This is a genomic window from Micromonospora sp. NPDC049151 (assembly GCF_040648395.1).
Taxonomy (GTDB): Bacteria; Actinomycetota; Actinomycetes; order Mycobacteriales; family Micromonosporaceae; genus Micromonospora.
Genome location: NZ_JBEZDP010000029.1, coordinates 1 through 24,170 on the forward strand (window position 1 = coordinate 1; position 24,170 = coordinate 24,170).

At 72.2% G+C, this 24,170-nt stretch carries 22 protein-coding genes, 1 pseudogene and 1 riboswitch; of the genes and pseudogenes, 15 read left to right on the top strand and 8 right to left on the bottom strand.

Annotated elements, in window-relative coordinates; genetic code table 11:
- Window positions 1-538: 538 nt before the first annotated feature.
- The gene (locus tag AB0B20_RS25950) at window positions 539-2,203 is read right to left on the bottom strand and encodes an NlpC/P60 family protein (protein ID WP_357474233.1); all 1,665 of its coding nucleotides are present in this window, start codon (window positions 2,201-2,203) and stop codon (window positions 539-541) included.
- A gap of 221 nt (window positions 2,204-2,424) precedes the next feature.
- Between AB0B20_RS25950 and mqnE the strand changes: the two genes are divergently transcribed.
- From mqnE to AB0B20_RS25965, 3 genes are read left to right on the top strand one after another with little or no spacing between them, the layout of a single operon-like run.
- A complete protein-coding gene (mqnE, locus tag AB0B20_RS25955; RefSeq protein WP_357386851.1) occupies window positions 2,425-3,594 on the top strand; it encodes an aminofutalosine synthase MqnE in 1,170 nt (389 codons plus the stop codon).
- 7 nt (window positions 3,595-3,601) lie between these two features.
- Window positions 3,602-4,030: a hypothetical protein gene (locus AB0B20_RS25960; protein ID WP_357386853.1), complete on the top strand. Its 429-nt coding sequence runs from the start codon at window positions 3,602-3,604 to the stop codon at window positions 4,028-4,030.
- Between the two features lie 26 nt (window positions 4,031-4,056).
- The gene (locus tag AB0B20_RS25965) at window positions 4,057-4,335 is read left to right on the top strand and encodes a DUF4229 domain-containing protein (protein WP_357386855.1); all 279 of its coding nucleotides are present in this window, start codon (window positions 4,057-4,059) and stop codon (window positions 4,333-4,335) included.
- A 98-nt stretch (window positions 4,336-4,433) separates the two neighbouring features.
- On the opposite strand, the gene AB0B20_RS25970 is transcribed toward AB0B20_RS25965, so the two are convergent.
- Window positions 4,434-5,774, bottom strand: a complete 1,341-nt coding sequence (locus tag AB0B20_RS25970) for a C39 family peptidase (protein WP_357474236.1) — start codon at window positions 5,772-5,774, stop codon at window positions 4,434-4,436.
- Window positions 5,775-5,979: 205 nt separating this feature from the next.
- Between AB0B20_RS25970 and AB0B20_RS25975 the strand changes: the two are divergent.
- The 4 genes and pseudogenes from AB0B20_RS25975 to AB0B20_RS25990 all read left to right on the top strand — a co-directional run.
- Window positions 5,980-7,293: pseudogene (locus AB0B20_RS25975) on the top strand (M14 family metallopeptidase); the annotation flags it as partial.
- 121 nt (window positions 7,294-7,414) lie between these two features.
- Window positions 7,415-7,508: riboswitch (cobalamin riboswitch) on the top strand.
- A 107-nt stretch (window positions 7,509-7,615) separates the two neighbouring features.
- Complete coding sequence (locus tag AB0B20_RS25980) at window positions 7,616-8,548, top strand: ABC transporter substrate-binding protein (RefSeq protein ID WP_357474239.1); 933 nt, start codon at window positions 7,616-7,618, stop codon at window positions 8,546-8,548.
- A gap of 74 nt (window positions 8,549-8,622) precedes the next feature.
- On the top strand, window positions 8,623-9,720 hold the full coding sequence (locus AB0B20_RS25985) for an iron ABC transporter permease (RefSeq protein WP_357386947.1): 1,098 nt from the start codon (window positions 8,623-8,625) through the stop codon (window positions 9,718-9,720).
- On the top strand, window positions 9,717-10,496 hold the full coding sequence (locus AB0B20_RS25990) for an ABC transporter ATP-binding protein (RefSeq protein ID WP_357386861.1): 780 nt from the start codon (window positions 9,717-9,719) through the stop codon (window positions 10,494-10,496). Before AB0B20_RS25985 ends, AB0B20_RS25990 begins: the two co-directional genes overlap by 4 nt.
- 233 nt (window positions 10,497-10,729) lie before the next feature.
- Here AB0B20_RS25990 and AB0B20_RS25995 read toward each other — a convergent pair whose 3' ends face one another.
- From AB0B20_RS25995 to AB0B20_RS26005, 3 genes are all read right to left on the bottom strand, one after another.
- Window positions 10,730-11,488, bottom strand: a complete 759-nt coding sequence (locus tag AB0B20_RS25995) for a VOC family protein (RefSeq protein WP_357474242.1) — start codon at window positions 11,486-11,488, stop codon at window positions 10,730-10,732.
- Between the two features lie 94 nt (window positions 11,489-11,582).
- Window positions 11,583-12,320 (bottom strand): ABC transporter permease, encoded by a 738-nt coding sequence (locus AB0B20_RS26000; protein ID WP_357386865.1) that lies wholly within the window; start codon window positions 12,318-12,320, stop codon window positions 11,583-11,585.
- A gap of 9 nt (window positions 12,321-12,329) precedes the next feature.
- On the bottom strand, window positions 12,330-13,217 hold the full coding sequence (locus AB0B20_RS26005; protein ID WP_357474245.1) for an ABC transporter ATP-binding protein: 888 nt from the start codon (window positions 13,215-13,217) through the stop codon (window positions 12,330-12,332).
- A 150-nt stretch (window positions 13,218-13,367) separates the two neighbouring features.
- Here AB0B20_RS26005 and AB0B20_RS26010 point away from each other — a divergent pair, with 150 nt between their 5' ends.
- The 4 genes from AB0B20_RS26010 to AB0B20_RS26025 are packed head-to-tail and all read left to right on the top strand — an operon-like array spanning window position 13,368 to window position 15,593.
- Entirely contained in the window at window positions 13,368-13,688 is a 321-nt protein-coding gene (locus tag AB0B20_RS26010) for a type VII secretion target (protein WP_357386869.1), read from the top strand.
- Window positions 13,689-13,699: 11 nt separating this feature from the next.
- Window positions 13,700-14,626: a WXG100 family type VII secretion target gene (locus AB0B20_RS26015; protein WP_357386871.1), complete on the top strand. Its 927-nt coding sequence runs from the start codon at window positions 13,700-13,702 to the stop codon at window positions 14,624-14,626.
- 9 nt (window positions 14,627-14,635) lie between these two features.
- Entirely contained in the window at window positions 14,636-14,989 is a 354-nt protein-coding gene (locus AB0B20_RS26020; protein WP_357474248.1) for a YbaB/EbfC family nucleoid-associated protein, read from the top strand.
- 4 nt (window positions 14,990-14,993) lie between these two features.
- Window positions 14,994-15,593: a hypothetical protein gene (locus tag AB0B20_RS26025; RefSeq protein WP_357474251.1), complete on the top strand. Its 600-nt coding sequence runs from the start codon at window positions 14,994-14,996 to the stop codon at window positions 15,591-15,593.
- 5 nt (window positions 15,594-15,598) lie between these two features.
- Here AB0B20_RS26025 and AB0B20_RS26030 read toward each other — a convergent pair whose 3' ends face one another.
- Window positions 15,599-17,644 carry an AAA family ATPase gene (locus tag AB0B20_RS26030; RefSeq protein ID WP_357386877.1) on the bottom strand — a complete coding sequence of 682 codons (2,046 nt, stop codon included), beginning with the start codon at window positions 17,642-17,644 and terminating at the stop codon, window positions 15,599-15,601.
- Window positions 17,645-17,898: 254 nt separating this feature from the next.
- Here AB0B20_RS26030 and AB0B20_RS26035 point away from each other — a divergent pair, with 254 nt between their 5' ends.
- The 3 genes from AB0B20_RS26035 (at window position 17,899) to AB0B20_RS26045 (ending at window position 20,805) form a co-directional block, all read left to right on the top strand.
- A complete protein-coding gene (locus AB0B20_RS26035; RefSeq protein WP_357386878.1) occupies window positions 17,899-18,480 on the top strand; it encodes a winged helix-turn-helix domain-containing protein in 582 nt (193 codons plus the stop codon).
- 40 nt (window positions 18,481-18,520) lie between these two features.
- The gene (locus tag AB0B20_RS26040) at window positions 18,521-19,816 is read left to right on the top strand and encodes an MFS transporter (RefSeq protein ID WP_357474254.1); all 1,296 of its coding nucleotides are present in this window, start codon (window positions 18,521-18,523) and stop codon (window positions 19,814-19,816) included.
- 137 nt (window positions 19,817-19,953) lie between these two features.
- Window positions 19,954-20,805: a menaquinone biosynthesis protein gene (locus AB0B20_RS26045; RefSeq protein ID WP_357474257.1), complete on the top strand. Its 852-nt coding sequence runs from the start codon at window positions 19,954-19,956 to the stop codon at window positions 20,803-20,805.
- 6 nt (window positions 20,806-20,811) lie between these two features.
- Here AB0B20_RS26045 and AB0B20_RS26050 read toward each other — a convergent pair whose 3' ends face one another.
- Both AB0B20_RS26050 and AB0B20_RS26055 read right to left on the bottom strand, forming a co-directional pair.
- Window positions 20,812-21,750, bottom strand: a complete 939-nt coding sequence (locus AB0B20_RS26050) for a hypothetical protein (protein ID WP_357386882.1) — start codon at window positions 21,748-21,750, stop codon at window positions 20,812-20,814.
- Complete coding sequence (locus AB0B20_RS26055; protein WP_357386884.1) at window positions 21,750-22,724, bottom strand: hypothetical protein; 975 nt, start codon at window positions 22,722-22,724, stop codon at window positions 21,750-21,752. The genes AB0B20_RS26050 and AB0B20_RS26055 overlap by 1 nt, the downstream gene beginning before the upstream one ends.
- Before the next feature lie 358 nt (window positions 22,725-23,082).
- Here AB0B20_RS26055 and paaA point away from each other — a divergent pair, with 358 nt between their 5' ends.
- Complete coding sequence (gene paaA, locus AB0B20_RS26060) at window positions 23,083-24,150, top strand: 1,2-phenylacetyl-CoA epoxidase subunit PaaA (protein ID WP_357386886.1); 1,068 nt, start codon at window positions 23,083-23,085, stop codon at window positions 24,148-24,150.
- Window positions 24,151-24,170: the final 20 nt, after the last annotated feature.

Consider the following 24,170-nt stretch of genomic DNA (forward strand, 5'->3'; position numbering starts at 1 on the left):
CGTACCGGGGTGTCGCTGGACGCGGCGATCGGCAACGCCAGGTGGCTGGGCGAAGGGGTGTGGCGACGGGCCCAGGCGCCACGCCGGCCGAGCCGGACGGCACGGTGACCGGCGGGGGCGTCGCCTGACGTTCGGCCATGGAGAAGGCGGACCAACTGGACGGCGGCACTGTGGCGCCGGGCAGGCGCCGGTCCAGCGGCGGTGGGGTGTCCGCCGGGGTGCCCGCGCGATAGGTGGTGGGGCCGGCCTGCGGAAGCGGCTGCTCGGCACCGGCGGGCGGCGCTACGGCCGCGCCGGCGACCGATACCCGCGCCCGCGCGACGGCCACCGGCCCCGCGAGGGCCGACCCGTCGTCGTCGCCGGTCGGGTCGGCGGGGTCGGACGTCGGTCCCGGGTGGACCTTCGCCGCCGGAACGTCCTGCTCGCCCATCTCGCCCTCCGCACCCACGCTCGCCTCCGGCCGTGGCGCCGACCGGAAGTGCCTGGATCTCACCGTGCCATATTCCGGCCCGGGAACACAGCCGGAGCGGCGGTCGGGTCAGTCGGCGCTGCTGCTCGGGCTGGCCGAGCCGCTGCCGGACGTGCTGCTCGACGGGGCGACGCTGCTGCTGCTCGGTGCGGCACTGCTGGTGTCCGGCTCGGCGCTCGCGCTCTGGCTGGGCTCCGGCTCCGCCGACTGGCTGGGCGGCGGCGTGGTGGGCGCCGGGCTGGACGTCGTCGGCTTCGGCGTGGGCGTGGTCGGCTTCGGGGTGGGCGTGGTCGGCTTCGGGGTGGTGGGCGTCGGCTTGGGCGTGGTCGACGGCTTCGGCGTGCTGGGCGTCGGCTTGGGCGTGGTCGACGGCTTCGGGGTGGCCGGCGTCGTCGGCACGGCCGGCGGCGGTACGGGGGTGGCCGGGGCGGGTACCGCTCCGATCACCCGGGTCGCGGCGTAGAGCCGGGACCAGCGGACCACCGAGATCTTGACCACGTCACCCGTTCGTGGCGCCTCGACCATCTTGCCGTTGCCGATGTACATGGCGACGTGGTGGACGCTCGTCCAGCTGCTGCTCGACGCGAAGAACAGCAGGTCGCCGGGGAGCAGGGCGTTCGGCGAGACGGCACGGGAACGGGTGGCGAAGTACTGGTCCTTGGCGACGCGGGGCAGACCTCGGTAGCCCGCGGACTGGTAGGAGGCGAGCATCAGGCCGGAGCAGTCGAACCGGTCCGGGCCCTCGGCGGCCCACAGGTAGGGGTCACCGAGCTGGGCGAGGGCGTAGCGCACGGCGGCCAGCGCCTTCGGGTCCGCCACCAGGCCGTCGATGCTCTGGTCGACCACGTACGAGGTGCCGAGCCGCTGCTCGGCGGCGTCCGCCAGGCGCTCGATCTCCAGCAGCTTCGCCGCGTTCTCCTTGCGCAGCGCGACGAGCGCGGTCTCCTGCTTGCGCAGGTCGGCCCCGGCGCGGGTGAACGCCGCCGCCTTCTCGGTGGCCCGGCGCCGCGCCGAGTCGTGTGCCTCCCGCGCGACCCGCTCGGCGCTCGTGGCGCGGAGGAGTTCGCCGGTCACCGACGTGGTGGCGCCCTCGGCCTTGTCGCCCCGGGTGATGCGCTGAAGGTTGGCGAAGTCACGCAGGCTGGCGCCGAACTCGCCGGGCGGCAGAGCCGCGTCCGCCTTGACCGCGTCGGCGGCGGCGCTCTTGGCGTTCTCCTGGGCGCGGGTGAGCGCGTCCCGGGCCTCCTTGAGCCGGGCGGCGGCCTGGGTCAGCTCGGTCTGTGCGGCGTCCCGCTCGGTCTTGATCCGGAGCAGTTCCTCGCCGAGCAGCGTGACCCGGGCGTCGAGCTGGTTGATCTGCGCGATCAGCGGGCCGTCGCCCGGGTTGGCGACGCCTGTGGTGCCGGGCAGGCCCGCCGCGCCGCCGGGAGTGGTGACGCCGGGCAGGCCTGGGACGGTGCCCGGCAGACCCGGGACGGTGCCTGGCACGCCGGGAACGGTGCCTGGTACGCCGCGAACGGCGCCGGACGAGCCGGGCAGTTGCAGGGGGCCGGTGACCTGGGGCCGGGAGCCGGTGTCGGGCACGGCGTCGGGCAGCGGATCGGCCCACGCCGGTGTGGCGAGCGCCGCGGCCGCCACCGCACCCAGGAGGGCGGACCAGAGCGCCGGGCGCAGGATCGGTGAGATCACCGGCTGCCGTGCTCGTCGCCGTCGGGCCTTGGTGCTGTGAGCCATTCCGCTCCCCGTCCGGTCTGGGGTCCGTCACGCGTGGTTGGGGCGTGTCGGGACAGGACGGCCCTGGTGTGTGTTCCGCCCCACCCTGTCTTACCTCACGGTTGCGACGATGTCGATGTGCGGAGCGTGACGGCCGGTGAACCGGCGCACCACGTCGGCGGGCGGTCGGACCCGCGACGTAGGCTCGATCGGGAACCCAGGTGGAAGGACGTGGCCAACGGATGGACGCCGGACTCAAGCGCGAACTCGAGGCGAAGGTGTACGCGGGGGAGCGGCTGACCCGCGAGGACGGCATCGCCCTCTACGCCAGCGACGACCTGACCTGGCTGGGCCGGCTGGCCCACCACAGGCGTACCGAGCTCAACGGCGACCGGGTGATGTTCAACGTCAACCGGCACCTGAACCTGACGAACGTCTGCTCGGCGTCGTGCGCGTACTGCTCGTTCCAGCGCAAGCCGGGCGAGAAGGACGCCTACACGATGCGTATCGACGAGGCGGTCCGCAAGGCCAAGGAGATGGAGGACGAGCAGCTCACCGAGCTGCACATCGTCAACGGCCTGCACCCGACGCTGCCCTGGCGCTACTACCCGAAGGTGCTGCGCGAGCTGAAGGCCGCGCTGCCGAACGTCAAGCTCAAGGCGTTCACCGCGACCGAGGTGCAGTGGTTCGAGAAGATCAGCGGGCTCACCGCCGACGCGATCCTCGACGAGCTGATGGACGCCGGCCTGGAGTCGCTCACCGGCGGCGGCGCGGAGATCTTCGACTGGGAGATCCGCCAGCACATCGTCGACCACAACTGCCACTGGGAGGACTGGTCGCGCATCCACCGGCTGGCCCACTCGAAGGGCATGAAGACGCCGTCGACCATGCTCTACGGCCACATCGAGGAGCCCCGGCACCGGGTCGACCACGTGCTGCGGCTGCGTGAGCTGCAGGACGAGACCGGCGGCTTCCAGGTCTTCATCCCGCTGCGCTACCAGCACGACTTCGTCGACTCGGCGGACGGGAAGATCCGTAACCGGATCCAGGCCCGGACCACGATGGCCTCGCCGGCCGAGTCGCTCAAGACGTTCGCGGTGTCCCGGCTGCTGTTCGACAACGTGCCGCACGTCAAGTGCTTCTGGGTCATGCACGGCCTGTCGGTGGCGCAGCTCTCGCTGAACTTCGGCGTCGACGACCTGGACGGCTCGGTCGTCGAATACAAGATCACGCACGACGCCGACTCGTACGGCACCCCCAACACCATGCACCGCGACGACCTGCTGCACATGATCTGGGACGCGGGCTTCCGTCCGGTCGAGCGAAACACCCGCTACGAGATCGTCCGCGAGTACGACGCGCCCCCGTCCGCGGCGGAGCGCCGGTCCGAGCCGCAGCAGGTCTGGGCCTGACCTGGCGATGAGCGGCGAGGAACAGCAGCGCGCCTTCCCCCGGCGTGACGCCGAGGGGCGCATCCTGACCCTTGGTGACCTGCTCGGTGTGACCCTGGCGGGGCTGGTCATCGGGGTGCTGGCGCTGCTGGTCTTCGAGTTCGCGTTCGCCACGGTGGGCGACAGCGGATTCGGGGGCACGAACGGCTGGCTGGCGGTGATCCTGCCGCTCTGGCTGTTCTGGGACGAGTTCCGGGCCTGGGAGTTCGGCGCCGCCCGGGTGGTGGCCGCGCTGGTCGGCATCGCGCTCGGCGTAGTCGCCGGTCTGCTCGCCGCCGGGCTGGCCTCGGGGCTGCCCGCGTTGTTCACCGGAGCGTTGGCCGCGGCGGTGTTCACCGTGGTCTACGCCACCGTCTGGTTTCATGGCGTGCACTGGCTGGCCCGGCGTACGGGCTGAGGCACGAAGAGAGTGGGAATGCGGGAATGAGCGCGGCGCTCAAGTACACGCTGGGCCGGATCGGGCTGTTCGTCGTCGTACTGGCGGCCCTCTGGTTCGTCGACATGAACATGTTCCTGCGGCTGATGCTGGCGCTGATCTTCTCCGCCACGCTGTCGTTCTTCCTGCTCAAGGGCGTGCGGGACGAGATGGCCGGGGAGATGGCGGAGGCGGCGGAGCGGCGTCGCGTGGAGAAGGAGCGGCTGCGCTCCGCGCTGGCCGGTGAGGACCAGGCCGAGCCGGACGGCGAGCGCCGCGACAGCTGAGCGGACGGGCGAAGGGCCCGGCGGACGATGTCACGCCGGGCCCTTCGCCGTTCACCAGCCGGTCGAGCCGGTCGAGCCGGTCGAGCCGGTCGAGCGGTTCACCAGTTGGTCGAGCCCGAGACGACCGGCCACGGCCGGTCGGCCGGCTTGATCAGGTACGCGATGCCGCCGGAGCCGGAGGCCACTGTGCCGTTGGCCCGGTAGCGCTTGGTGCGCAGCCAGATCTGCTCGAACTGCTCCCGCTTGTAGACGTTGCGGACCGCGTCGTTCGACGAGGACGCCGGGTCGTTGACGATCACGTCGCCCTCGGCGGTGAAACCGACGATCACGAACAGGTGCCCGGAGGTGCCGTAGTTGGCCCCGTCCAGCTCGCTGGCGAGGAACGACTGCGAGGTCACCACCGGGATGCCCGCCTTGATGAAGCGTTCCGCCTCGTCCAGCGAGTGCAGCCGGGTGACCCGCGCCTCCAGGCCGGGGAAGCTCGCCGCGTACGCGGTGTTGAACGGCCAGTTGCCGGCGCCGGAGTACTCGTAGTCGTAGGTCATCCGGGCGGCGTGGTCGACTGTCGGGTCGGCGTAGGAGGGGTCGACCCAGGAGGTGTCCTCGGCCGAGGGCTTGCGGCCCCAGTACTCGACCACCATCTCGGTCGAGGTGGGGGAGCACCACGCCTCACCGCCGCCGTCGTACTCCGGGTACTCGCCGATGTGGATGTTCTGCGAGTAGCGCGGCACGGCCAGCTCGGTGCCCCAGGCGATGCCGCCCCGGCTCGGGGTGACGGTGAACCGGTCCGGCACGTTCGACGCCATCGCGCCGAGCATCCGGACCTGCGGCGCGGCGGCCTGGCCGGGCGCGCGGTAGAGGGTCAGCCGCAACTGGTACGAGCGCAGCAGCACCCCGGCGTCGGCGTCGTCGATCGAGAACGTGTCGGTCCAGATGCTCGACCACGGGTCGCCCTGCCCGTCCAGCGTGGAGCGCTTGATGTCCTGGTCGCCGGAGGCCCAGCGGCCCATGACGTACCACGGGGTCTGTGCCCCGGTGTTGTACGTGCCGTGCAGCTCGACCTGGATCCAGGTGCCGGCCGGGGTGGCGGCGTTCCACGACGCGACCATCTCGCTGGCGTCGAAGCCGATCCGCCGCTCGGGCGAGGTCCAGGTGGCGTACTCCCAGGTGCGGGTGGCGCCGGTGTGCTCGTCGGTGAACTCGGTGGTCCCCGCCGGGCGGTCGATGGTCAGCGCCGGGTGGCGGCCCGGTACGGCGCGGGTGCCCTGGTGGGTGCCGCTACGCCAGTCGGGGAAGCGGGAGAACTCCTGAAAAGTGATCTGTTCGTCGTGCGTGACGCCCGGCCGCGGGGCTTGTGCCTGGACCGGTGCGCTGGTGCCGAGGAGGGTGAGCGCGGTGAGCCCGGCGAGGGCGGCCGCGCGCATGGGTCTTCCGAACATGGCAGCTCCACAGGGAGACGGCATCGTTGCCGTTCACTGTCGCGCTTGGCGGGAAGTTTCGCCAGATGTTCAGGCATAGAAAATCATTGCCGAAGTGAGGATCAGGTCGGGATGGGTAAAGATAGAGACGAATATTGATATGACCATGTGTCTCCTGGTGGAGTGTGCGGACAACGGGATCTCCCGTACCCCCAGGAGGTTGTCAATGGCCTTCCGCGCCTCTCCGCTCCGCCGCCGGCTGGCGCTCGCCGCCGCCGTCGGCCTGACCATCGTCGCCGCGGCCGCAGCCCCCGCTGTCGCCCGCCCCGCGCCGGAAGGCTCCGGTGAGCCGACCAGCGTCGCCTACCGGGTGCTCGGCCCACGCACCGCTGCCGACCGCACCGCCGTCGCCTCCACCGGGGCCGCGATCGACTACTCCGAGCACGGCGTGCTGCACGTCACGGCGACCAAGGCCGAGGCCAACGCGATCACCCGGCTCGGATTCCGGCTCGAGAAGGACGTCGCGCCGGCACCCGCCGACGGGGGCATGACCGCCAACGCGTTCCCGCCCGCCGACTCGAACTACCACGACTACGCCGAGCTGACCGCCGTGGTGAACAAGGTGGTCGCCGACCACCCGACGATCGCCCGGAAGCTGAGCATCGGCACGTCGTACCAGGGCCGGGACCTGATGGCGGTGAAGATCTCCGACAACGTCGCCACCGACGAGGCCGAGCCGGAGATCCTGTTCAACGCCCAGCAGCACGCCCGCGAGCACCTGACCGTCGAGATGGCGATCTACCTGCTCAACCTCTTCACCGACAACTACGGCAGCGACTCCCGGATCACCAGCATCGTCAACTCCCGGGAGATCTGGATCGTCCCCACCGTCAACCCGGACGGCAGCGAGTACGACATCGCCACCGGCTCCTACCGGTCCTGGCGCAAGAACCGGCAGCCCAACAGCGGGTCGACTGCCGTCGGCACGGACCTGAACCGCAACTGGGGCTACCAGTGGGGCTGCTGCGGCGGCTCGTCCAGCACGAAGTCGTCGGACACCTACCGGGGCCCCTCCGCCTTCTCCGCACCGGAGACCGCGGCGCTGCGCAACTTCGTCAACAGCCGGGTCGTCGGCGGGGTGCAGCAGATCAAGGCCAACATCGACTTCCACACCTACTCGCAGCTGGTGCTCTGGCCGTACGGCTACACGTACAACAACACCGCCACCGGCATGAACACCGACCAGTACAACACCTTCGCCACCATCGGGCGGCAGATGGCGGCGACGAACAACTACACCCCGGAACAGTCGAGCGACCTCTACATCGCCGACGGCACCAGCATCGACTGGATGTGGGGTGCCCACAAGATCTGGGCGTACACCTTCGAGATGTACCCCGGCTCGGCCTCCGGCGGCGGCTTCTACCCGCCGGACGAGGTGATCCCGGCGCAGACCTCACGCAACCGGGAAGCCGTGCTGCTGCTGTCCGAGTACGCGGACTGCCCGTACCGGGCGATCGGCAAGCAGAGCCAGTACTGCTGACCTCACCACCGGGCGGGAACCCCGGTTCCACCCCCGCCGGGGTTCCCGCTCACCCCCTCCCGTCCCGACGATCTCCGCTGGTCGTGCGCTACGGTGGCACCGACCGTGCCACAGCGAAGCCGGTGTGAAACCGGCGCTGTCCCGCAACTGTGATGCCCCGTACGCGCGGCGCCGGCCTTCCGCCGGCGCCGACGGACGTGGGACGAGCCAGGTCGCCTGCGGCCCGGTCGCGACACGCGCTCTCGAGGAAGGGCGCCTCGCGGGCGGGCCTTTCCTCCTGTCGGCGAAGCACCACACTCCTCGACCGACAGGAGGTTCCATGTCCCGACGTACCCCCCGGCTCTTCGCCGCCGCGCTCGCGGCCGGCGTGCTGCTCCTCGGCGGCTGTGCCGAGAAGACCTCTAACGACACCCCCGCCGCCGGCGGCTCCGGCGGCGCGTTCCCGGCCACCGTCGGCAAGCTGACGCTGGACAAGCGGCCCGAGAAGATCGTCTCCCTCGCGCCGACCTCCACCGAGATGCTGTTCGCCATCGGCGCCGGCAAGCAGGTCACCGCCGTCGACGACCAGTCGAACTACCCGCCCGAGGCGCCCCGCACCGACCTGTCCGGCTACCAGCCGAACGCCGAGGCGGTCGCCTCCCGCAACCCCGACCTGGTGGTCATCTCCGACAACCTCAACAAGATCGCCGACCAGCTCGTCGCGCTGAGGATCCCGGTCCTCCAGGTTCCCGCCGCGACCACGCTCGACGACACGTACCGCCAGCTCACCGACCTGGGCACGCTCACCGGTCACCGCGCCGAGGCGGACGCCGTGGTGCGGAAGATGAAGGACGACATCACCGCGCTGACCAAGGACCTGCCGAAGCGTACGGAGAAGCTGACCTACTACCACGAGCTGGGCCCGGAGCTGTACAGCGCGACCAGCAAGACCTTCATCGGCACCATCTACGCGCTCGCCGGGCTGGAGAACATCGCCGACGCGTCCGACGCCGACGGGAAGAACGGCGGTTACCCGCAGCTCTCCCAGGAGGTCATCGTCAAGGCGAACCCCGACTTCGTCTTCCTCTCCGACACGAAGTGCTGCAAGCAGAGCGCCGACACGGTGAAGGCGCGCAGCGGCTGGTCCGGCATCACCGCCGTGAAGAACAACCAGATCGTCGAGCTGGACGACGACATCGCCTCGCGCTGGGGCCCGCGCGTGGTCGACCTGCTCAAGGTGATCGTGGACGCCACCGCCAAGGTCCCGGCCTGACCGTGGCCCTACGACAGGCGGACTCCGCCCCGAGCCCGGCCGGGACGCCCGACGCGCCCCGGCCGGGTGCCCGGCTGCTGCCCCGCCCCGGGCGGCGTGCGGCGCGCGGCACTGCCGCTGCCCCGATCCGCCCCGCCGGGCTGCGCAAACGCTGGCTGTTCGCCGGTGTCGTGGCGGTGCTCGTCGCGCTCGTGGCGGGCGTCTCCCTCGGCCCGGTCAGCCTGCCGCCCGGCAGCGTCGCGGCCGAACTGCTCAACCTGCTGCCCGGTGTGCACCTGGACAGCGGGCTCACCGAGCGGGAAGTCGCGATCATCACCGAGTTGCGGCTGCCCCGGGTCGTGCTCGGCCTGCTCGTCGGCGCGCTCCTGGCCCTGGCCGGCGGCTGCTACCAGGGAGTCTTCCGTAACCCGCTGGCCGACCCGTACCTGCTCGGCGTGGCGGCCGGCGCCGGCTTCGCGGTCACCGCGGCCATCGTCCTCGGCGCCGGCGCGGGCGGTGCGCTGACCGGGCTGCCGATCACCATCCCGCTCGCCGCGTTCGTCGGGTCGCTCGGCGCGGTGATGCTGACGTACCTGCTCGGCGCGGCCGGGGGACGGGACCGGTCACCCGCCACGCTGATCCTGGCCGGCGTGGCGGTGTCCGCGTTCTTCGCCGCCGGGCAGACGTACCTGCTGCAACAGCACTCCGACAACATCCAGCAGGTCTACTCCTGGCTGCTCGGGCGGCTGGCCACCGCCGGCTGGCACGACGTGTGGCTGGTCCTGCCGTACTTCGTGCTCACCTCCGTGGTGGTGCTGCTGCACCGCCGCGAGCTGGACGTGCTCTCCGTCGGCGACGACGAGGCCGCCGGTCTCGGCCTGCACCCGCAGCGCTCCCGCTACCTGCTGATCGCCGCCGCGTCGCTCGGCACCGCCGCCGCCGTTTCCGCGTCCGGCCTGATCGGCTTCGTCGGCATCATCGTGCCGCACACCATGCGGCTGCTCGCCGGTTCCAGCCACCGGGTGATCCTGCCGCTGTCGATGCTGTTCGGCGGCGCGTTCCTGGCCCTGACCGACGTGGTCGCCCGGACCGCCGCCGCGCCCGCCGAGATCCCGATCGGCGTGGTCACCGCGCTTCTCGGCGGCCCGTTCTTCGTGCTGGTCCTGCGGACCGCCCGCCGGGTGGCGATGTGAACGCCCCCGCCGTACGCGTCCACGACCTGCGCGTCGACCTGGGCGGCAGCCCGGTCCTGGCCGGCGTCGACCTCACCGTCACGGCGGGCGAGTGGGTCACCGTGATCGGACCCAACGGCGCCGGCAAGTCGACCCTGTTGCGCGTCGTCGGCGGCCTGCTCACCGGCCCGGGCGAGGTGGCACTCTTCGGTACGCCGATCGGCGCGCTCCGCCGCCGCGACCGCGCCCGTGTCGTGGCCACCGTGACGCAGTCGCCTGTCGTGCCGATCGGCATGTCGGTGTTCGACTACGCGCTGCTCGGGCGTACCCCGTACATCCCGCCGCTGGGCCGCGAGTCCGCCGCCGACCTGGCCGCCGTGCACGAGGTGCTGGACCGGCTCGACCTGGGCCCGTTCGCCCACCGTGAGCTGGCGACGCTCTCCGGTGGCGAGCGGCAGCGCGTCTTCCTGGCCCGGGCGCTGGCCCAGGGGGCCACCCTGCTGCTGCTCGACGAGCCGACCAGCGCGCTGGACATCGGGCACCAGCAGGAGGTGCTGGAACTGGTCGACCAGCTCCGCCGCGAGCACGGCCTGACGGTGCTCGCCACCATGCACGACCTCTCCATCGCCGGCGAGTACGCCGACCGCCTGGTGCTGCTCGCCGACGGCCGGGTGGCCGCCGCCGGGCCGCCGGAGGAGGTGCTCACCGAGGAGCTGCTGGCCCGCCACTACCGTGCCCACATCCGAGTGATCCCCGGCGACCACGGCCCCCTCGTGGTCCCCGTCCGCCCAACCTGACCCCCTCCCTCGGCGGTCGCCGTCTCGCATCCTGGATCGGTGTCCCGTTTCCCGGGATGGCAGATAGATCTTGGTACGGAATGGCCCCCGGGAGGGCCGATTCGTACCAAGATCTCGACGGTCCTCGCCTCACCCCGGCGATCTTGCACTTTTAGTCCCGGCAAAAGGGGTGTATGCCCCGTCGGGAGGGCCGCAACTGCAAGACGACGGCGGGTGGGGGTGGGGGGTGTGGGTCAGCGGAGGGTGGAGATGGAGAAGAGGGCGCCGGACGGGTCGCGTAGGGCGGCGCCGCGTCCGGCCGGGTTGTCGCGGGGCGGGACCAGGATGGTGCCGCCCAGTTCAGCGGCCCGGGCGGCGGTCGCGTCGGTGTCCTCCACGGCGAAGTACACAGCCCAGTACGCGGGCAGGTCCGCCGGCAGCGGCTCGGCCCGGGGCAGCATCCCGGCGACGATCCGGGCGCCGCAGCGCCAGCCGGTGTACGCGTCCGGCCCGGCCGGTCGTTCCTCCGGATGCCAGCCGAAGACCAGCGCGTAGAACTCCTTCGCGCCCTCCGGATCGGGGGTGACCAGCTCGTTCCAGCACATCGCACCCGGCGCGTTGTACAGCTCGGCTCCGCGCATCGCCATCGGCTGCCAGACGCTGAACACCGCGCCGGCCGGGTCGGCGAGCACTGCCATCCGGCCCTGCTGGGCGACGTCGAACGGCGAGACGACCACCTGCCCGCCGGCCGCCTCCGCCCGGGTCGCGACCAGGTCGGCGTCGTCGGTCGCCACGTACATCGACCAGACCGGCACCTGGTCCGGCGTGGCGGGCGGCCCGGCCCCGGCGACCGCCTTGCCGTCCTTGCGGAAGACGGTGTAGCCGTCGGCTTCCGGCTCGGGGGAGACCTGCCCGGTCCAGCCGAACAGCTCGGGGTAGAACCGTCGGGCGTCGTCCAGACCGGGCGTGGCCAAGTCCGTCCAGCAGGGCGTGCCGGGCTCGACGCCGTTCACGGTGACCCCTCTCGCCGGGGGCGGCTCCGCTCGCCCGCCCTGTCGGCATCGTGGCACCGCCGGGTCGGCCACCGGGCCGGAACCGGACAAAAGGTCAGCTGAAGCGGCGTCCCTCGTCCCGCCGGTACGCCCAGCCGGCGAGCGCGGCGAGCACCAGCACCCAGACCACGAGCATCACCAGCGCCCGGGTGTCCGGCCGGAAGTCGGTGACCGCCGCCCAGATCAGTTCCACGGCGCCCCGGGTGGGCAGGTAGGGGGCGATCGCCTTGATGAAGCCGGGCGCGTCGTCCGGCCCGGAGAGGAGCCCACCGCCGAACGCGAGCGGGAAGAAGATCACCTGTGCCACCACGATCGCGGCCTTGCTCGGCAGCGAGTAGCCGATCGTCAGGCCGAGCAGCGTGAACGGCACCGAGACCACGGCCACGGCGCCAAGGCCGAGGAGGAACCGCACCGCGCTGACCCGCGCCTCGGTGGCGACCGCCGCGATCACCACCACCGGGATCATCGACACGTAGGTCAGGACCACCCCGGCCAGGATCCGCCCGGCCAGCCGCGGAGCCGGTCCCGTCGGCAGCGTCCGGGTGTACGGGTTCCAGGGCTGGTCGCGGTCCTCGGAGACGCCTACGCCGTACTGGAAGATGTTGGCGGTCATCACCGCGAACGTCACCATGGCGGCGGTGGCGTAGGTGGCGCCGGCCGGGTCGTCGCCGGCGAACGGCACCACGAAGAAGAGCATCGAGGCGGCGGGGAAGAACGCGCTGCCCACCACCGCCACCGGCACCCGGATGATCTCTAACAGGTGGTAGCGGGCGTGGACCAGGGCGAGCGGCACGGCGGTCTCCTAGGCGGCTGTGGGCGCGGGCCGGTCGTCGGCCGTGATGGCGAGGAACGCCTCCTCCAGCGAGGTGGGCCGGACCTCCAGATCGTGGAACGGCACCCCGGAGGTGACCAGGTCGCGGACGAGCTGGTCGGCGTCGGTGGTGAGCAGGTGCACCCGCCCGTCGGCGCGTTCGGTGGTGACCACGCCCGGCAGCGCCGGCAGGTCGTCGGCGACCAGGCTGACCCGGCGTACGCCGACGATCCCGCGGATGGCCGCCACCGAGTCGTCGGCCAGCACCCGCCCGTGGCCGATCACCACCACCCGCTGCGCGAGCGCCTCCACCTCCTCCAGGTAGTGGCTGCTCAGCAGCACGGTGCCGCCGTCGGCGTGGAAGCCGCGGATCGCGTCCCAGAGCGCGTGCCGCGCCTCCACGTCGAGGCCGGTGGTCGGCTCGTCGAGCACCACCAGCCGGGGACGGCCGACGAACGCCAGCGCCACCGCGAGCCGGCGACGCTGCCCGCCGGAGAGACCGCCGGTCTGCCGGCGTGCCTGGTCGGCGAGGCCGAACCGGTCGAGCAGCTCGCCCCGCGGCACCGGGTCGGGGAAGTGCGCCGAGACGAAGTCGACCACCTCGCCGACCCGCAGTGTGCCCGGCAGGCCGGTCTCCTGCGGCGTGACGCCGAGCTGCCGCCGGCTCGCCGGGTCGCGTGGATCGCCGCCGCACAGCTCGACCCGGCCGGCGGTGGGGCGGCGCAGCCCGACCAGCAGGTTGATCAGTGTGCTCTTGCCGGCGCCGTTCGGCCCGAGCAGGCCGACCAGCTCCCCGGCCCGGACGGTCAGGTCGACCCGGTCCAGCGCCAGCACCTCGCCGTAGCGGCGGCTGACCTGTTCGGCGCGGGCCAGGATCATCGGTGGTCTCCTCGGGCGGAGGGGCTGTGCATCCCCTGTCTACCGTGCCCGCGCCAGTCGCGGTGTCCCCGTACCCGGCTGCGCGCATCCCCTAGTCTGGTGACGCCGTCGACGACGGTGGAAGTTCCGACCGGACACTGGGGAGGGTCCGTGACCAGTCCGAGCAGGAATCTCGACGTCCAGCCGGAGGCGCTGAGGACGTTCGCGCTCGCCTCCCGGGACCGCTCCTCCCGGTTCCGCGAGTTGGAGCGGATGTTCCGCGACGGCCACGTGGCCCGGCACTCCTTCGGCGTGATGCCCGCGTCGTTCAGCCTCGCCGCCGCGTACGAGCAGCAGTTCGAGGCGTGCCTGCAAGGGCTGGCCGACGGTGCCGAGACCATGCTGACCATCGCCTCGGGCCTGATGGAGACGGCCGCCGCCTACGACGACACGGACGCGGCGAACGACACCATGTTCACCGCCGGCGGCTGAGGGGTGGGGCGATGAGCACCGAGGCGCTCCAGCGCAACAAGACCTACTTCGAGCAGATCGTGTCGGGCACGCCCGACCCGTTCAAGCCGCTGTCGAACGCGGTGCTCTGGCCGTTCGAGCAGCTCCTGGAACTGGTCGCCGGTGAGCCGGACGACCTGATGCGGGCGGCCCAGCTCGCGATGACCACCGGCGAGGCGGTCCGGCAGATCGCCGGTGACCAGGTGGCGGACCGGGCCCGGCTGCGCGGCGCCTGGAACGGCGACGCGGCGGAGAAGTTCCACGCCTCGATGCAGTCCATCGAGGCGGCGATGGACGACCTCGCAGCGGGGCTGGACGGCACCAAGGAGGTGCTGGTCGACTCCGCGAACGCGGCGGTGGACGCGTTCAACCTGCTGGTCGAACTGATCCTGGAGTTCCTGCTCTGGTTCCTGACCGAGGTCATCATCGCGGCGGTGGCGGCGGTGCTGAGCGCCGGGGTGAGCCTGGCCGCCACAGTGGTACGCGTGCTGGCGAGACTCGCCACCACGGTCGGCCGCATGGTGAAGATCGTGGCGCGGTTCGCGGAGATCCTCACGAAGCTCGCCACCAAGCTCCAGAAGGTCGCCAACCTGATCGAGCACTACGCCAAGGTGGTGATGGAGCTGCGCCGGGCCAAGAAGGCGTACAGCGCGTTCAACAAGTCCGGCTACACGAAGGCGGCGCTCGCCTTCAAGGTCGAACGCGCCGCCGTCCTCTTCCCGGGCAAGTTCGTCATCAACCAGGCGTCCCCGGTGAACATCCCCGGCATGGGCGGTGCCCTGCTCGACACCGGCATGGGCCTGCACGACGTCTCCGACGGGCGCAAGGACCGCAACTACCTGGTGGACGGCACGTACCGCGACGATCTCGGCCCGTACACCAAGGGCGTGCAGAACGTGTTCGACTCGATCGTGAACTGAGAGGCAGCCATGACGTTCCCGGCCCTGGACCGGATCGAGGCGCTCGCCCGCAACCTGGACGGGTGGCAGCGTGAACTCGGCGCGCGGATGGCCGAGCTGGAGCAGAGCAGCGCCGAGGGTGTGAGCGACTCCGGCCTGGTCACCGTCGTGGCCGCCGCCGACGGCAAGATCCTCTCCACCGACATCAACGCACGGGCCATGCGCCTCGACTCGTACACGCTGGCCGAGGAGATCACCTCGGCGGCGAACCGGGCGCAGGAGGCCGCCGCCGCCCGGGTCCGCGAGATCGTCGGCGAGGTGATGGGCAACGCGCCGGGCGCGGAGCGCCCCGCCGCCGACGGCTACGGCCACGACCGATACTGAGCCGATGGACGAGACCAGATACCGCGACCGGATCGGCCTGCTCGTCGAGCCGGGCGAGCGCGTCCTGGCCCACGCCAAGGCCGACGTCGGCCAGGGGCTCGCCCCGGCTCCGCCGCCCGAGCCGGAGCCCACCGCCGAGCCGAGCCGGCGGACTGCCGGCTCGGTGCTGCTCAACGTGCTGCTGCCCCTTGCCACCTGGGATCGCGGCGACCGCCTGGTCGACGCGATTGGCTGGGGGATCGCCGGGCGCGGCGCACCCGGCTCGGCCGCCTCCCGGCTGCACCGCGCGCTCCGCCCGGTCCGGCCCGACCTCCAGGTCCGGGAGACGCTGCTCGCGGTCACCGACCGGCGGCTGGTGGTCTGCCGCACCGGCGGCGTCAAGCTGCTCGCCGGGCGCGAGGCCGAGGAACGCGCGCTGGCCGAGACCGCGGTGGCCTGGTCGGCCGCGCGTGCGGAAATCGCCTCCGCGCGGGTGGGCTGGCACCGGCTCAACCCGAAGCGGCTGCGGATCGACTTCACCGACGGTTCCTGGCTGTCGTTCACAGTGCCGATCGCCGAGTCGGGCCGCCCGCTGCGCGAGGTAGCCGCCGCGCTGGCCGTCTGACCGCGTCAGGCGGTCAGCGGCGCGGGCAGCGGCTCGCGGTGCAGCACGGCCAGCCGGGAGACCGCCCGGGTCAGCACCACGTAGAGGCGATGCAGCCCACGCGGCTCGGCGGCCACGATCGCGGCCGGCTCGACGACCACCACGTGGTCGTACTCCAGGCCCTTGACCAGCGTCGCCGGAACCACGGTGACGCGCGCCGCGGCCTCGACGTCGTCGGCGGTAGCGGTCTCGACACCTGCGTCGGCGAGCGCCGCGCGCAGCCGGTCGACAGCGTCGTCGGCGGCGATCACACCGACCGAGCCGTCGTGCGCGAGCGCCGCCCGCACCTCGGCCACCGTCGCGGCCGTCAGGTCCTCGGCGGTACGCACATCGAGCGCGCCGTCGTGGCGAAGCGACCGGGCCGGGGGTACGTCGACGGCGAGCGCCGGCAGCAGCCGGTTCGCGAACGCGACCACGGCGGCCGGCACCCGGAAGCCCACACTCAGCGGCACCACGGCGGCGTCCGGCTTGCCCAGGTGGGCCAGGGACTCCCGCCAGTCGGTAGCCGCCCACGGCGCGGTGCCCTGGGCGAGGTCCCCGAGGAGCGTGATCGAGCCGTGCTCGCTGCGCCGGGCGATGGCGCGGCACTGCATCGGGGAGAGGTCCTGCGCCTCGTCGACCACCACGTGCCCGAAGCCGGCGGGCCGTTCGAGCAGCCCGGCGACTTCGTCGACGAGCACCGCGTCGGCGGCGGTCCACCGGGTCGCCTTCGCGGTGCGCGCGGTCTTGCCGGCGCGGAACAGCTCCTGCTCCTCGGGCGTGAGCAGGCCGTCCGCGGCGGCGGCGAGCGCGTCGGCGTCGGTGCGCAGCCGGTGCAGCAGGCCGTCCGGGGTGAGCGCCGGCCAGACCGCGTCGAGCAGGTCGGTGACCGGCTTGATCCGGCTCATCCGGCGCAGCCAGGCGTCGCTCGGCGACTCCGCCCGGCGCGCCTCGGCCTGCCGTTGCAGCAGCCCCACCACCCGCGCCCGGACCCGTTCCCGGCCGGTGGCGTACGGCAGCCCTTCCGCCTGGGTCTCGGCGACGATCCGGTACAGCGGGTCGAGCCCGATCCGCCACCGGTACGAGCCGTCCGACACCATGATCGGCTCGGTCGGCGTACCGATGTGGGCCTCGACGGCCCGGCGCAGCACCTCGGCCATCCGGACGTCGTGCTTGAGCGCGGCGGCGGCCGGGTCGTCCACCGCGCGGACCGGCACCCGAGCGACCAGGTCCTCCACAGTGGCCTGCTCGACCTCGACCTCCCCGAGGGCGGGGAGCACCGCCGCGATGTACGACAGGAACGCCCGGTTCGGCCCGACGATCAGCACACCCGAGCGGCGCAGCCGTTCCCGGTGCAGATAGAGCAGGTACGCGGCGCGGTGCAGCCCGACCGCCGTCTTTCCGGTGCCCGGGGCACCCTGTACGCAGATCGAGTCGGCCAGGTCGGCCCGGACCAGTTCGTCCTGCTCCGGCTGGATGGTGGCGACGATGTCGCGCATCGGGCCGACGCGCGGGCGCTCGATCTCGGCGGTGAGGATGCGGCTGGCGGTGCCGAGTTCCTCGCCCCGGGCCAGGTGCTCGTCCTCGAAGCTGGTCAGCGTCCCGGCGCTGAACCCGAACCGGCGGCGTACGGCGACGCCCTGCGGATCGCGTGCGCTTGCCCGGTAGAACGACCGGGAGACCGGTGCCCGCCAGTCCAGCACCAGCGGCTCGCCCAGCTCGTCGGTGACGTGCCGCCGCCCGACGTGGTAGTCCCGCCCGGCGTGGTCCGGGTCGTCGCCGCCGAAGTCCAGGCGGCCGAAGAACAGCGGGGTGCTCGGGTCGTCGGCCAGCTCCTTGACCCGCCGGGCCATGTGCCGGCCGAGCTGCTCGGCGGTGTACGAGTCACCGGCCACCTTGTCGCCGGTGGCGAAGAGCGCCTCGGCGCGTTCCCGCATCCGGGTCAGCGCGGCGCGGGAGGCGTCGAGGTGGGCACGCTCGGCGGCCAGTTCGGCGTCGAGGCTCGGTGTGGCGTCAAGGTCGGTTGCGGGCACGATGAACTCCGATGGCTCAACTGAGGCTCGCTCGCGTGTCCGGGGCGGTTGGCCTGCTCCCGGCGCGGGGACGTCCGCTGCGGTGCATGCTCACCGCGGCCGTCGGGCGGCCCTCGACTCTACCGGCCCCGAACGCCGACGCCACCGAATTTCCGAAGCAGGCACCGATCTTGGTACGGAACCGCCCTCATGAGGGCGCCCCCGTACCAAGATCTGGCTGGTGGCGGCGTCGGCGGACCCGGGATCATTGAGGCATGACGGAGGCGCTTCCCGGCAGGAGTCGGGTGACGATCAGTGACCCGCAGGTGATGCGGGCACTGGCTCACCCGGCCCGCATGGCGATCATGGAACACCTCGGGACGCTGGAGGGCGGTGCGACGGCCACCGAGTGCGCCGAGATCGCCGGGCTGTCGCCGAGTGCGACCAGTTACCACCTGCGCGAGCTGGCGAAGTTCGGGCTGGTCCAGCAGGCTCCCGGCCGGGGTGACGCCCGGGAGCGGGTCTGGCAGGCGGTGAATCCGTCGTACCGCGTCGAGGTGGGGCCGGGCGCCGACCCGGAGGCGCGTGCCGCCGAGGCGGCGCTGGTGGAGGCGCACATGGTCCGCGACGCCCAGCGGGTCCGGGACTGGTTGCGCCGCGCGCCGGACGAGCCGCCGGAGTGGTACGCGGCGACCTGGTTCAGCGACAGCATGCTGCTCCTGACCGCCGAGGAGTTGACCGAGTTGAATCACGCGATCCAGGCGCTGCTGGAGCCGTACCGGCGGCGGACCCGGGCCGATCCACCGGCCGGAGCGCGGCCGGTGGCGACGCAGTACCGGGCGATGCCGCTCGATTGAGGGGTTGCGCGCGTCAGTTGTGAAGGATTACTTTCGAAGTATGTCCTTCACAACTGACGAGTCGCGCTGGCCGGACGTCTGGCTCGCGGCGACCGCGCGCGGCGTCTCCAGTTGTGGGAACTTCCTGGTCACCAGCGCCCTCACGCTCGCGCTCCAGTCCGCCGGGGCCGGTGGGCTCGCGGTCTCCGGGCTGTTGCTCGCCGCGACACTGCCGCTCGTGGCGCTCGCCCCGCTGACCGGCCGCCTCGCCGACCGGGTGGACAGCCGGGTGCTGCTGATCGCCGCCGGGGCCGGCCAGGGTGCGACATGCGTGGCGCTCGCGTACGCCACGGATCCGGTGCTGGTGATCGCACTCGTGGCGCTGCTGGCCACCGGTCTCGCGGTCACCCAACCGGTGATCTCCGCGCTGGTGCCGGTCATGGTGCTGCCCGAGGACCTGCCCCGGGCGGGCGCGCTGAACCAGACCGCCGGCACGCTGGGCGCACTCGCCGGGCCGGCGCTGGCCGGGCTGCTCGTCGGCCAGTTCGGCACCCGGGTGCCACTGCTTCTCGGCGCCCTCAGCTATCTCTCGCTGGTGGCGGCCGGGCTGTTCGTCCGTACCCACAGGGGAGGCCGCAGGGCGGCGGCCGGAACCGCCGCCGTGGCCGCACCCCGGTGGCGGCTGCGGCGCGACCCGCTGCTGACGGTGATGGTCGGCAGCCTGGCCGCCGTGGTCGGCGCGGTCGGGGCGGTGAACGTCATCGAGGTCTTCTTCATCCGGGAGACGCTCGGCAGCAGCGCCACCGTGTACGGCCTGGTCACCGGCTCGTGGACGCTCGGCATCGTGCTCGGCGCGTGGCTGTTCGCCCGCGTCGCCCGCCGGCTCGCCGACGACGGCGCGCTGCTCGGGGCCGGGCTGGTGCTGCTCGGCGGATGCGGCGTGGCGGTGCTGGTCTCGGCGGCGGTGCCCTCGGCGTGGCTGCTCGTGCCCATCTGGCTGCTGGGCGGCGTGGCAAACGGCGGCGACAACGTCTTCAACAACCTGTTGCTGGCACGGCGGGTGCCGGAGGCGGCCCGGGGCCGGGCCTTCGCCGCCTTCGGTGCGGCCGCCCAGGGCGCCGCGATGGGTGGCTACCTGGTCGGTGGCCTGCTGCTGGAGGTGGCCGGCCCGCGCACGCTCGTCGCCGGGTGTGGCGTGGCCGGCCTGCTGGTGGTGGTGGCGCTGGCCTGGCCGGTCCGCCGCGCGGTACGCGCCGAGCGCGCCGCCGCCCGCGCCGCACCCGCCGCCCGCGCCGCACCCGCCGCCCGCGCCGCACCCGCCGCCCGCGCCGCACCCGCCGCGGCGGAGCCCGCGTGACCGCCGCTGTTAACAAGGGGCCCTTCCTCTACCGCAGGCGTTAACAGGGGGCCCTTCCTTTCATTACGGGTGCGGAGTTCACCACTCCATCGGCTCCCCCGGCGGCGCGACGCAAGCCACGGCGATACGGTCGGGGCATGGCCGACCGCATCGCCCGCCCCCGGGTGGGGCACATCCAGTTCCTCAACTGCCTCCCGATCTACTGGGGGCTGATGCGATCCGGCGCGCTCATCGACGTCGACCTGCACAAGGACTCGCCGGACCGGCTGAGCGCCGCCCTGGTCGCCGGTGACCTGGACATCGGCCCGATCACGCTGGTGGAGTTCCTCAAGCACGCCGACGACCTGCTGCTCCTGCCCGACCTGGCGGTCGGCAGCGACGGGCCGGTGCTCTCGGTGAACGTCGTGTCCACCCGCCCGTTGGATGAGCTGGACGGCGCCCGGGTGGCGCTCGGCTCCACCTCGCGTACCGGGGTGCTGTTGGCCCAGCTGCTGCTCGCCGAGCGGCACGGGGTACGCCCGGAGTACTTCCGCTGCCCGCCGGACCTGACCCAGATGCTGCTGGAGGCCGACGCCGGAGTGCTCATCGGCGACGTGGCGCTGCGCGCGCTCTACGAGGCGCCGGCCAAGGGTCTCGAGGTGACCGACCTGGGGCAGGCGTGGCACGACTGGACCGGCCTGCCGATGGTGTTCGCCGTCTGGGCGGTACGCCGCGAGTTCGCCGCCGCCCACCCGGGACTGGTCAAGGAAGTGCACGAGGCGTTCCTGCGCTCCCGTGACCTGTGCCTGGCCGAACTGGACCAGGTGGCGGAGGCGGCGGCCCGCTGGGAGACGTTCGACGCGGCGACGCTCGCCACGTACTTCCGCGCGCTCGACTTCTCGCTCGGCGAGCGGCAGGTGGCCGGGCTGCGCGAGTTCGCCCGCCGGGCGGCCGCGTACGGGGAGGTGCCGGCGCTGCCGGCCGGCGGCCCGGAGTTCTTCCAGGGCTGAGCTTGCTCAGGTGGCCGGGCGCAGCAGCGCCTTGGTGATCCGTTCGCAGGCGTCCATGCCGTAGTCCCAGCCGCCCTCGACGCCGAACGGGGTGCGGAGCATCACGCCCATCGTCCAGGTGTCGCCGATGGCCAGGCAGTTGACGTGGTACTCCTCTTCGTCCTGCCGGTCGATCCACCCGTTCTTGATGGCGATCTTCTTCTGCTCGGCCGCCGGGAACGCCTTGCGGATGCCGAAGTCACCGGGGGCGCGTACCTGGCGCATCTCGTTCAGCAGCCACTTGGTCCACTTCGGCCCGGCGGCCCGGCCGTCGTCGATGCAGAGGCCGAGGCGCGCGGCGTCCCGGGGCGACAGCAGCGTCTGGCTCCAGCCGCCGTCGGAGGCGACCTCGCTGTCGGTCAGCTTGCAGATCGAGATGAGCCGCTCGATCGAGTCGGTGCCGCCGACGCTCCGGTAGAACTCCTGGGCCCGGGTGTTGTCGCTGTCCCGGATGATCTTCGTGGCGTCGGCCAGCTTCGCGTCGCTCGGCGTCTTGCCGTCCTCCGCGCTCAGGCGCAGGTAGTCGGCCACCACCCAGGACTTGATCAGGGACGCGGTGGTGCTCGTCTGGCCCATGTTCGCCGAGCCGATGATCTTTCCGGTGCGCTTGTCCAGCACGGACCAGCCGTACCAGCCCTTGATCTTGAGGCTGTCCAGGTTCTTCGCCTCGAACGGCAGCGGTTCCAGGGATCGCGAGGGGGCCACCCGCGGTTTCGCGCCGCGGTCCACGGTCCGCTGGGCGGACCGCTCGCCGGCCGGCTCCGGACGCGAGTTCGCGGTCGCCTCCAGCGGTGAGCCGGGGATCACCCGCAGGGAGAGGCCGAGCAGGCCGACGAGGGCTACCGCCAGGGCGCTGAACGCGAGCGGGCGCCGATAGCTGCCGGGCCGACGCCGGGCACCGGCCATCAGAGCTTCCCGACCGGCTGCTGCGGCACCTTGAGCGCCGCGCCGGGCTGCGGCGTCACGAGCTGGGTGGCGACGGCGGCGCACATCTTCGCACCGTACGGCAGGCCGGCGCTTCCCGGGTACCGCATCATCACGGCGAGACTCCACTTGTCGGTGAACGAAAGGCAGCTGACGTGCCAGTTGCCGTCGTAGGCGAGCTGCGTCCAGCCGTTCTTCATGTGCACCGGACCCTGCGCCTTGATCGTCGCGGGCAGGCCGTCGATGATGCCCCACCGGCCGCCGCCGGATCGCGTGGCCTGCTTGGTGACGCTACCGGCCACCTTTGTCATCTCGCTGAGCAGCCACTCGGTCCACTTGGGGCCGGCGGCGCGGCCGTCGGCGATGCAGTCACCGAGGCGGGCCGCGTCCCGGGGGGACATCTCGGTGAAGCTCCACCAGCCCTTGTAGTCGGGCACGGTGCCGGGCCGGGTGTCGGTCAGACCGCAGATCCGGATAGCGCGGGCGATGACCGGGTCGGGCCGGCCGCCCGGCTGCGGCTTGTAGGAGCCGCCCGCCGCCCGGTAGACGGCGTTCGCGCCGTCGTCGTCGCTGTCCCGGATCGCCAGGATCGCCGCCTTCTTGAGCCCGGCGCTCGGCTGCTTGTCGCCCAGCTGGCGAAGGTAGTCCGCGACGATCCAGGCCTTGAGCATCGACTCGGTGGAGCTGGTCTGGTTCATGTTCTGCGCGCCGGTGACCCTGCCGGTCTCGCGATCCATCAGGGCCCAGGAGAAGAATTCGCCCTTGAAGTTCACCGACACCGGCGCGTCGCGCAGCGTCGGCGCAGCCGGCGCCGTCGGGGCGGGCACCGGGACCTGCTCGCCGCCGCCGATGCCGCCCGCGCCGGCGGAGAACTTCGCGTACGCGGCCGGCACAAGCATGACGCCACCGATGAGGATCGCCACGATGGCGACCGCCATGGTCACGCGAGGTCGCATGAGTGGTGAGCTCCAGATGTCTGGCCGGGGGGACCGGCGCTTCGCATGGGTCCGGCCCGGTCGCCGACAGGCCGGGGGACGATGGCCTGAACGGTGACGATCATGAAGCCGAACGGTTTGCCGGGGGGAAGTCTACTTCCGGACAGTCCTGATGACAGGTCTCGACACCCATGACTTTGCCGGGTCGGCGGGATATTGAGCCACTTTGCCCCTCTTGGGAGGTTTAACCGGAGCTGAGTGATCGACATCACAGCGACCTGGGCCGATGAGGGGGCGCATGTGCCCGGTTACGCGAGACGATCGCCGAAACCTGTTACACCCCCTGGTGTGGTTCGTGCCGAGCTGTAACACTGGCTGCATGTATGGCAACGACTTCGCCCCGCCGGAGGACGCTCCGGGCGGCGGCCTGCTCGGCGAGGTGGAGGCCGCGGAGGCGGCGCTGCGCGAGGCGGCGGCGCGGTCCCGGCGCGGCGGCGCGGTGGCCGACGAGGACGTCGAGGCGTACTTCGCCGACGTGATCAGCGCGGATCAGAAGATCGAGCCCCGCGACTGGATGCCCGAGGCGTACCGCAGGACGCTGATCCGGCAGATCGCCCAGCACGCCCACTCCGAGATCATCGGCATGCAGCCGGAGGGCAACTGGATCAGCCGCGCGCCGTCGCTCAAGCGCAAGGCGATCCTGCTCGCGAAGGTGCAGGACGAGGCCGGGCACGGCCTCTACCTCTACGCCGCCGCCGAGACGCTCGGGATCAGCCGCGACGAGCTGGTGGAGCTGCTGCTCGACGGGCGGCAGAAGTACAGCTCGATCTTCAACTACCCGACGCTGACCTGGGCCGACGTGGGCGCGATCGGCTGGCTGGTGGACGGCGCGGCGATCGTCAACCAGGTGCCGCTGTGCCGCTGCTCCTACGGCCCGTACGCCCGCGCGATGATCCGGGTCTGCAAGGAGGAGTCGTTCCACCAGCGGCAGGGCTACGAGATCCTGCACACGCTGGCGCACGGCACCCCGGCGCAGAAGGCGATGGCCCAGGACGCGGTCGACCGCTGGTGGTACCCGTCACTGGCCATGTTCGGCCCGCCCGACGGCGACTCGACGCACAGCGCCCAGTCCATGGCCTGGAAGATCAAGCGCTTCTCCAACGACGAGCTGCGTCAGCGCTTCGTCGACATGTGCGTCGGTCAGGCGGAGGTGCTCGGCCTCACCCTCCCCGACCCGGACCTGCGCTGGAACGACGAGCGGCAGGCGTACGACTACACCCAGCCCGACTACGACGAGCTGATGCGGGTGATCAAGGGCGACGGGCCGTGCAACAGGGAGCGGATGGCGCACCGGCGCAAGGCGCACGCCGACGGCGCGTGGGTACGGGAGGCCGCCGCGGCGTACGCCGCGAAGCGGGTGGAGCGAAAGGAACCGGTCGCGGCATGAGCGAACGCACCGAGCGAAGC

Bases quoted from the DNA above. Each gene is read 5' to 3' on its own strand.
- AB0B20_RS25980 (WP_357474239.1), top strand. From the start codon at position 7,616: ATGTCCCGACGTACCCCCCGGCTCTTCGCCGCCGCGCTCGCGGCCGGC.
- AB0B20_RS26025 (WP_357474251.1), top strand. From the start codon at position 14,994: ATGGACGAGACCAGATACCGCGACCGGATCGGCCTGCTCGTCGAGCCG.
- AB0B20_RS26040 (WP_357474254.1), top strand. From the start codon at position 18,521: ATGTCCTTCACAACTGACGAGTCGCGCTGGCCGGACGTCTGGCTCGCG.
- mqnE (WP_357386851.1), top strand. From the start codon at position 2,425: ATGGACGCCGGACTCAAGCGCGAACTCGAGGCGAAGGTGTACGCGGGG.
- AB0B20_RS26050 (WP_357386882.1), bottom strand. From the start codon at position 21,750: ATGGCCGGTGCCCGGCGTCGGCCCGGCAGCTATCGGCGCCCGCTCGCG.
- AB0B20_RS26035 (WP_357386878.1), top strand. From the start codon at position 17,899: ATGACGGAGGCGCTTCCCGGCAGGAGTCGGGTGACGATCAGTGACCCG.
- paaA (WP_357386886.1), top strand. From the start codon at position 23,083: ATGTATGGCAACGACTTCGCCCCGCCGGAGGACGCTCCGGGCGGCGGC.
- AB0B20_RS25965 (WP_357386855.1), top strand. From the start codon at position 4,057: ATGAGCGCGGCGCTCAAGTACACGCTGGGCCGGATCGGGCTGTTCGTC.
- AB0B20_RS25970 (WP_357474236.1), bottom strand. From the start codon at position 5,774: ATGTTCGGAAGACCCATGCGCGCGGCCGCCCTCGCCGGGCTCACCGCG.
- AB0B20_RS25960 (WP_357386853.1), top strand. From the start codon at position 3,602: ATGAGCGGCGAGGAACAGCAGCGCGCCTTCCCCCGGCGTGACGCCGAG.
- AB0B20_RS25950 (WP_357474233.1), bottom strand. From the start codon at position 2,203: ATGGCTCACAGCACCAAGGCCCGACGGCGACGAGCACGGCAGCCGGTG.
- AB0B20_RS26005 (WP_357474245.1), bottom strand. From the start codon at position 13,217: ATGATCCTGGCCCGCGCCGAACAGGTCAGCCGCCGCTACGGCGAGGTG.
- AB0B20_RS26015 (WP_357386871.1), top strand. From the start codon at position 13,700: ATGAGCACCGAGGCGCTCCAGCGCAACAAGACCTACTTCGAGCAGATC.
- AB0B20_RS26020 (WP_357474248.1), top strand. From the start codon at position 14,636: ATGACGTTCCCGGCCCTGGACCGGATCGAGGCGCTCGCCCGCAACCTG.
- AB0B20_RS26045 (WP_357474257.1), top strand. From the start codon at position 19,954: ATGGCCGACCGCATCGCCCGCCCCCGGGTGGGGCACATCCAGTTCCTC.
- AB0B20_RS26055 (WP_357386884.1), bottom strand. From the start codon at position 22,724: ATGCGACCTCGCGTGACCATGGCGGTCGCCATCGTGGCGATCCTCATC.